Genomic DNA, 8,200 nt, shown 5'->3' with positions numbered 1-8,200 from the left:
AGGATGGCTTGTAACTTAAGCCATCCTTGCCATAACACTTTCACAGATGCACGCCCTGTGCGCTTGGTATCTTTCCAGCCTCCTAACTTTGCCAGTTCCTGATACGCCCATGACATATTTGGAGCAGTTTCAGGCAATGGTGTTTTTATTCTCTTTAACCACAATAACTTCCATGCTTTGGGAGATAACAGTTGTTCACAACTTGGAGAATCAGGCTGCTCATTGGTGAACTTTAGTTGCAATATTCGCGTCGCAATAAAGCCATTAATCGTCACCAATCTTTCCATGTTATCTTGGCTTTGAAGGCGTAAACTTTCGATATCCGTGCCATCACTTTTCCAGACTTTATGGTATTCCTCTACAAGCCAACGGTGCTCATAGTAGGTGATGATAGCTAAGGCGTCTTCTTTGCTGGTGACTGGTTCACTGGTTAATAGGTGCCAGCTTAAGCCGTTCTCAGCGTTTCCTCTCTCTGCACTGCCGACATAGTAAACTGGGAGGGAGCGTCCTTTCTTATTGTAAGGCGCTTTGAGTGTCACTGGCGCATAGGTGATATCCAGTGTTGCGCTTCGGGCTTTTCTTCCTCCTTTTTGTGCAATGTGGATGTGTTTGGTGCCTGCACTCATCAGCTCGCTTGCAAACGCATAGAGCTTATCCTCACCTTCTTCAATATGACGACTTTGCATCGAGCGTACGACGAATCGTTGCTGCTCGGTCAGTTTATACTGCAAGTATTCGTAGATGTCCGCTTCGCGGTCACACACCGATATCACGTTCGCCATTTGTCCTTGCAGCCGCTCTGCCATCGCTCGTGACGCTGACTCCCACTTGTAACTTTCTTTTTCTTCGTAAGAAGTCGTCGCGTGTTTTTCTCTTTTTCCAATCGTGTTGATATCACGACTCCAGCGAGACTGTTCAATTAATCCCACAACTTGCTTTGTGTCTGGCGCAAACAGTAATACGCTATGAGCTAACAAGCCTCGTTGTTTTGCTCCTCGTCCGACATGACCCAAATCATCTCGAATGGAGGAATGTTTATAAATTAGTGTGGTCGTGTCTTCTAATGCGAGCAACAAGTTATGACTTTTTGCTTGTTCAACCGTGGCTTTAAAGCCTGACTCTGCTATAGCCGTTGCGTCAATATTCTCGTTGCGAATAAAGCGGTAGGCACCTTCCATATCGGCGGGGGATTGAGTGATGTTTACAAGTGGTTTTCCTGGTTCATTTGCAAGCGTTGATGCTAACTTTACCAGACGCGCTGTTCTTCTTGGATCACCTAAGTCCGATTTACCGAATTGTTGTTTTGCCCAATGAGTATGTTCGTTAATCATAATGTGCCCTCAAACAAGATTTGAAGATCTGATCATGACATTGAGATTTAGTTCAAAAAAATCCCCGCTAATTTCTTAGCAGGGATTTGTGTATAAGAGACAGCTAAAATAGCGGCTTTTTTATGTTTGTTAAACTTTAAAAGTTAGTAATAAATCGTTCACTCTACGTGAGCCTTCAACAAGCTCAGCTGCACCTTTTGCCACATTAAAGCTTAAACTTAAGTTGTTATCTCCAAAGTCTTTAATTTGCGAAACATTATTACTAATCTCGTTACTAACCATTTGTTGCTCTTCTGCAGCGGATGATATTTGTATTGCCAAGTGAGATATTTCACTGATTTGGATAAAAATTCCCTCAAGTTCAACTTGAGTTTTATCGGTTGTCAAAACACAGTTATCGGCTTGTGCTTTAGTGCTTTGCATTACTTTGGACCAGCTAAATAAAGTATCTTGTATTTCTTTAATAGAACTGTGGATTTGTGTTGTAGCATTTTGAGTACGTGACGAAAGGGTCCTTACCTCATCGGCGACTACTGCAAAGCCTCGACCATGTTCTCCCGCTCTAGCTGCTTCAATCGCTGCATTAAGAGCAAGTAAGTTAGTTTGATCGGCAATTCCCTCTATTTCACTCATTACCTTACCAATTTTATCTGCTTCAGAGGCTAAGCTGGTGGCTGTATTTGCTGCTTGTTCTACTTGAGAAGCTAAGTCAGATACCATTTTACTATTATCAGCAATGTGGTCTTTTATCTCTGAGCAACTTTGATGGGTGTTATTCACTTTATCCGCTGTTTGAGCGGTATTTACTGATATTTCACCAATGGTAGAACTCATTTGAGTCATCGCTGATGCAATTTGTTCTAAACGCTCACCTTGTGAAGAAATCCCTTTTTCGGTGAGTGTTGATTGTTTGTCTAAATCAGTTGCGATGCCATTAAAGCTTAATGTTGAGTCTTTCATACGGCCAAGGACGGTGCGCAATTTTGCACTTAGCATTTGCTCTCTATAATCACTTACACTGTGCGGTGTATGGCCGCTGTAAATATAACGAGAGATTGAATCGGCTTTTGCTTTTTGTTCGCGTAATATTTTAGGGGTAACAATGAGTTCGTCATAATTTAGCACAATAACTAAAGCACAAATAAATAGGCTAATTGCAGCAATGGTTATTGATGCCGCAACAGCAATAAAAATCAGCCAAAATAATAGGCTTATAAAAGTAAGGCTTTGTTTTATTGTGGTGTGTTCTCGTAGTTTAAATAATGACTTGTTGGTATTTATTTTGTTGTAAAGTGTTTGTGCACGTTGCTTAAGTTGAGAGTTTGCTTTGGTTCTTACAGATTGATAACCAACAAGTCGGCCATGTTCAAAAATGGGGTTACAAAGGCATCTACCCAGTAATAGCGGCCATCTTTACAGCGGTTTTTAACCATACCGCGCCACGAGTGTTCTTGTTTTAATGTTGCCCACATTTCTTTAAAGGCTGCTTTTGGCATATCAGGGTGGCGAACAATATTATGATGCTGACCGATAAGCTCTTGTGCGCTATATCCTGCTACAGCACAAAACGCTTGATTGACGTATGTTATTACACCTTTAAGATCAGTAGTGGAAACCAGCTCTTGTGATTCATCAAAGTATACTTCTTCATTTTTTAAGCTTTTATCATTGTGCATTGTATTTATTATCATCCTTTATTGTTGCAGTCATTATATTGCTTACACTCTACAAAGCAAAAAATAGCGTCCTTCCTTCTATGCTCATAAGACAAATAATTGTATTTATTGATCTAGATCAAGTTTAAATACCGGACAGCTAAATTGAACTGATTTTGCATAAGTTCCGGTCTATTACTTTAAGATGATATTTTACTTATTTGATTTATAGTTAAATACGTATTTAAAGCATTTGTATAATGCACATAGCAATGGCAATATTACGACTTAATATAATGATGTTGGTCATATTAAGCGCATGTATAAAGTGGGGAAATAATTATTAAATTTGAAAGTTATATAGTTCTTAGCAATTTATACCAGTTGCATTAAATAAGTGATTTATTATAGCGCTAAGAAAATAGCACAATAGCACGTCGAAAATTATGAAATATAGTTGTTCTATATGAATAATTTTTAACGCAGTCAGTGCGCTATTTAATGCGATACAATGATCATATTTTCAATAAAAATTGGTATTAATCTTGAGTCTAAGTAATTAGTCCCCATAACCTTATGATTAAGCCACGTGGCCCGAGGAAAGATTTTTTGACAACACATGATTTAGCTAACGCACTTGAAGCGTTATCAGTAAATGAGCACCAACATGCAGTTAAAGGCATTAAACGTGGCATAGAGCGAGAGTCGCTGAGAATACAAGAGAATGGTGCTATATCACCTAAAGGCCACCCAGAAGGGGTGGGCAGTGCATTAACTAATGGCCATATCACAACTGATTTTTCTGAATCTTTACTTGAATTTATTACTCCAGTTAGTGAGTCGTCAACGCAAACTCTTAAGCAATTAAAAGATCTTCAAAAGTTCACTCTAGAAAAGATGGACGATGAACTGCTTTGGCCTATTAGTATGCCATGCTTTATTGAACACCAAGATGATATTGTTTTAGCTCAATTTGGTAGTTCAAATACTGGTCAAATGAAAACACTATACCGTGAAGGGTTAAAAAATCGTTACGGAAGTATGATGCAAGCAATTGCAGGTGTTCACTTTAATATTTCATTCCCAGATACGCTTTGGCAATCGCTTCATTCGTTACAAAAAAGCAATGCTAGCCTTCAAGATTTTATTTCAGAAGGTTATTTAGCACTTATTCGTAACTTTAAACGCGAACTATGGCTAATAAGTTACATGTTTGGTGCATCGCCAGCATTGTGTAACTCATTTTTACAAGGTCGAAAAACCGATTTACCATTTAAAAAACTAGGTAAAGGTACACTTTACTTAGAAGTTGGTACGGCACTGCGTTTAGGCAATTTAGGTTATACAAATAGCGCTCAGTCGTCACTACGCGTAATGTATAACTCGTTAGATGAATATGTAGCAGGCCTTAAAAAAGCAATCAACACACCATCAGAAATTTATGGTGATCTTGATGACTACAAGAGTGAAAACCCTAAGCAGTTAAATAAAAATATTCTGCAGATTGAAAACGAATTTTACTCGCCAATTCGTCCTAAGCGTAATGCTAAAAGTGGCGAAACGCCAACAGATGCACTGCTTCGAGCAGGCATTGAATACGTAGAAATTCGCGCATTAGACGTTAATCCGTTTAGCGAAGTTGGTATTGATATTGAGCAAATTCACTTTTTAGATGTGTTTTTAACGTATTGTTTATTAAAAGATTCAGCTCCAATGGATTGGAAAGAACAAGCACGCAGTACTGAAAACCTCGACACAGTAGTCAATCAAGGTCGAGAAGAAGGGCTAATGCTTAACTTTAATAACACACAGCGTAGTCTTCAGTCGTGGGGCGATGAAATATTTGCACAGCTCACTGATGTCGCTAAATGGATGGATAATGCTTATGGTGTTAATTATTACTCCGATACTATAAAGCGCATGGCAACGTGGGTGCATAATCCAGAGCTTACTTATTCTGGACGTTACGTGTCGCAATTAAAAGAGTCTGGTTTAGACAACGGTCACTTTGCACTAGCACTGGCTAATAAATACAAACAAAGCCACGCAGACACTGATTACAGTGAGTTTTTAAAGCCTTGGCTGGAACAACAAGTTGTAGAGTCTAACGAAGCACAAACTGCAATTGAGCAAGCAGATACCCAGTCATTTACCGCCTTTTTAGATGCTTATTTTGGCGGTAAATAATCTTAATACTTAGTAAAATTCAAGCAAAAAAAAACGCAGCCTAAGTAGGCTGCGTAAATATATATTCAGGGATGAACTAATGCCGTACTGCTGCATTCATTGAGTCAGACCCACACTTTTTAGAAAAGTTCTGTGAGATCTTAGAAAAATGAAAAAAAATGCAATTATTTTATCTCTTGCCATTACTTTAGCTGGTTGTGCTACAGCCCCTCCAAAACAACCTAACGATCTATGTAAAATCTTTGAAGAAAAACCTGATTGGTATTTTGACGCAAAAGATGCGCAAGAAAAATGGGGTTCTCCTAAGCATGTACTCATGAGTATGATGTACCAGGAAAGCTCATTTAAGCATGATGCTGCTCCGCCTATGGAGTACTTCTTATGGATAATTCCAACCGGTCGCGCAAGTGATGCTTATGGTTACTCACAGGCTAAAACACCAACATGGTCAGATTATATTCGTGAAACAGGCAACAATGGTGCTGATAGAGACGACTTTGACGATGCAATCGACTTTATGGCGTGGTTTGTTTATAAAACGCATAAAGTAAATAAAATCTCTAAATGGGATGCTTACGCACAATACCTTAATTATCATGAAGGTTGGGGTGGCTATAAGCGTGGCACATATAAAAAGAAAAAGTGGTTAATGGGTGTAGCAAATAAAGTTAAACACAGAGCGAGCCGTTATGGCGCGCAATTAAAGCGCTGTGAAGACGAGCTTGATAAAGGTTGGTTTGAACGTCTTATATTTGGCTAGAGAGTTATTAATGGATATAAAAAAGGAGCCAATCGGCTCCTTTTATAGTTAGCGAGAACGCTTATTAGGCTGAATCTTCACCTGTTTTATCATATTCTCTTTTACTTCAAGTACTTCAATAGGGTAGCCCGCAATACGTAGACTAATATTTGCATCAGGAATATCTTCTAAGTATTCAACAATTAAACCACTCAAAGTTTTTGGGCCGTCTAGTGGGAAATCCCAACCCATCTCTTTATTTAAATCGCGTACGTTAGCGCCGCCATCTACAATACAAGAGCCATCAGTTTGTGTTTCTACTTCTTCGCTTGGCGTACGAGTTTGTGTAGTTGTAAAATCGCCAACAACTTCTTCTAAAATATCTTCAAGCGTTACTAAACCTTGAATATCGCCATACTCGTCTACTACTAAGCCAATACGCTCTTTAGACTGCTGAAACTTTAACAGCTGAGTGTTAAGTGATGTTCCCTCTGGGATAAAGTAAATTTCGCGTACAGCACGCAGCAAAGATGGTTTATCAAATTGCTCTTTTGTAAGTAGACGAAGTGCATCTCGAGAGTGAATAAAGCCTACTGCGTCATCTATATTGTCGCGATACAATAACACGCGAGTATGTTGTGCATGGGTAAGCTGGCGACTAATTAGTTTCCAATCATCATTAATATCAATAGCCACAATTTCGTTGCGTGGGATCATGATATCTTCAACGGTTACTTGCTCTAAATCTAAAATTGAGGTCAGCATACTTTGATGGCGAGCAGGGATAAGTGCGCCTGACTCATTGAGCACTGTTTTTAATTCTTCTTTGCTCATGCTGTGCTCGTCGATTTGAGCGGCACTAATACCAAATAATCGCAATATCCCGTTGGTCATCCAGTTAACGATAACAACAAAAGGAAAAAGAATTTTTAGTAACCCTTTAAGTATTATTGAGCTTGGAAAAGCAACTTTTTCTGGATAGAGGGCAGCAAGAGTTTTAGGTGTTACTTCGGCAAATATAAGCACGACTAAAGTTAACACACCCGTAGCGATAGCAATACCAAGGTCACCGTAAAGGCGAATACCTATAATGGTAGCAACTTGAGCTGCAGCTATATTGACAAGATTATTGCCAATTAAGATTAAACCGATGAGCCTATCTGGACGGCTAAGTAATTTACTGACTCGTTTAGCTGCACGATGATCCTCTTTAGCGAGGTGTCGCAGGCGTATACGATTGATTGACATAATTCCGGTTTCTGAGCCAGAAAAATAAGCAGAAAAAAGCACCAAAAAACCTAAAATGATAAATAGGGTACTTGTCGATATGTCGTCCAACGATGGATCCTTTTCTTATAAATCAATGCGTATTAAGCTAGAGTGAGCAAGCAGAGTCAAGTTAAAACTTATTTAGTATCACTTCTTGTATGAAACGGCTGCCAAAATATGCGAGTGTGAGGACAAATGCAGCGACCATGATCGTAATAACCACAGGTTTACCGCGCCAACCCTTTTTCATATGCCCGATGGCTACAATGGCAAAAATAGCCCACGCAACTAACGACAATATCGTTTTATGAATGAACTCTTTAGCAAACATCCCATCAAGAAATACAAACCCCGAGAGTAATGCGAACGTGAGTAATATGGTGCCTAAATTAAGGAGTTGGTAAAGCTGGCGCTCAACAACCATCAAAGGCGGTAGGTGACTATGCACAATTGCTAAATCTTTACGTTTTAAACGTTTATCAATAAAGTAGAACTGTACACCATATAAAGTAGCAATAATTAAAATACAGTAGGCCAATAGGGATAAGGAAATGTGTGTTACTAAGCCAACCTCAATATTAATGCTTTGCAGTAAAATATGATGAGGAATAAATAAACTGGCAATTGTAAGTAAAGCACCAAAACCATAAACAACGGGCAATAATAAAGTGGCAGGGAACTTTAGCGACACAGCTGTTACTGAAACTACAATAACCCAGCATGTTAAAAGGGAGACGTTTACAATACTTAAGTCTTGACCGTCGGATCTAAAAACAGAGTTAACTAACAGCAGCATATGCGCCACTATAGCAACCGTGCTCAATATGACGGTTACCTTTTGGCTAGGGCCTTGTTGATGAAACAGGCGTGAGAGCACGTGAGACGTTGCTAACACATAAAATAAACTGGCAATAATAGTTAAACTAATAATCAGCATTGTGCTTGGGCCACTTAATTTGAGACAAAATAATCCTTGTTGTTATATAGCCATTGTATTTTATAGCAAAGCAAATGCATAG

The 8,200-nt window shown here is 39.0% G+C and carries 5 protein-coding genes and 1 pseudogene; 2 read left to right on the top strand and 4 right to left on the bottom strand.

The features are described 5' to 3' along the window. Both H5161_RS09230 and H5161_RS09225 read right to left on the bottom strand, forming a co-directional pair. A partial coding sequence (locus H5161_RS09230) for an IS4 family transposase (RefSeq protein WP_182754404.1) occupies positions 1 to 1,331 on the bottom strand: 1,331 nt, incomplete at its 3' end. Between the two features lie 129 nt (positions 1,332 to 1,460). Beyond that, positions 1,461 to 3,007 (bottom strand): annotated as a pseudogene (locus H5161_RS09225) (methyl-accepting chemotaxis protein). 588 nt (positions 3,008 to 3,595) lie between these two features. Between H5161_RS09225 and gshA the strand changes: the two are divergent. Together gshA and H5161_RS09215 are read left to right on the top strand one after the other, a co-directional pair. After that, complete coding sequence (gene gshA / locus H5161_RS09220) at positions 3,596 to 5,173, top strand: glutamate--cysteine ligase (RefSeq protein ID WP_182197979.1); 1,578 nt, start codon at positions 3,596 to 3,598, stop codon at positions 5,171 to 5,173. Positions 5,174 to 5,321: 148 nt separating this feature from the next. After that, complete coding sequence (locus tag H5161_RS09215) at positions 5,322 to 5,933, top strand: transglycosylase SLT domain-containing protein (RefSeq protein ID WP_002962200.1); 612 nt, start codon at positions 5,322 to 5,324, stop codon at positions 5,931 to 5,933. 48 nt (positions 5,934 to 5,981) lie between these two features. On the opposite strand, the gene H5161_RS09210 is transcribed toward H5161_RS09215, so the two are convergent. Then, on the bottom strand, positions 5,982 to 7,250 hold the full coding sequence (locus H5161_RS09210; RefSeq protein ID WP_002962198.1) for an HlyC/CorC family transporter: 1,269 nt from the start codon (positions 7,248 to 7,250) through the stop codon (positions 5,982 to 5,984). A gap of 61 nt (positions 7,251 to 7,311) precedes the next feature. Next, positions 7,312 to 8,118, bottom strand: a complete 807-nt coding sequence (locus H5161_RS09205; RefSeq protein ID WP_002962197.1) for an inner membrane protein YpjD — start codon at positions 8,116 to 8,118, stop codon at positions 7,312 to 7,314. Positions 8,119 to 8,200 lie beyond the last annotated feature (82 nt).

The organism is Pseudoalteromonas sp. SG43-5 (genome assembly GCF_014164345.1).
Lineage (GTDB): Bacteria > Pseudomonadota > Gammaproteobacteria > Enterobacterales > Alteromonadaceae > Pseudoalteromonas > Pseudoalteromonas distincta.
Note: the sequence above shows the minus strand (reverse complement) of the source record. Positions and strands in the feature narration are given on the sequence as shown.

Bases quoted from the DNA above. Each gene is read 5' to 3' on its own strand.
- H5161_RS09215 (WP_002962200.1), top strand. From the start codon at position 5,322: ATGAAAAAAAATGCAATTATTTTATCTCTTGCCATTACTTTAGCTGGT.
- H5161_RS09205 (WP_002962197.1), bottom strand. From the start codon at position 8,118: ATGCTGATTATTAGTTTAACTATTATTGCCAGTTTATTTTATGTGTTA.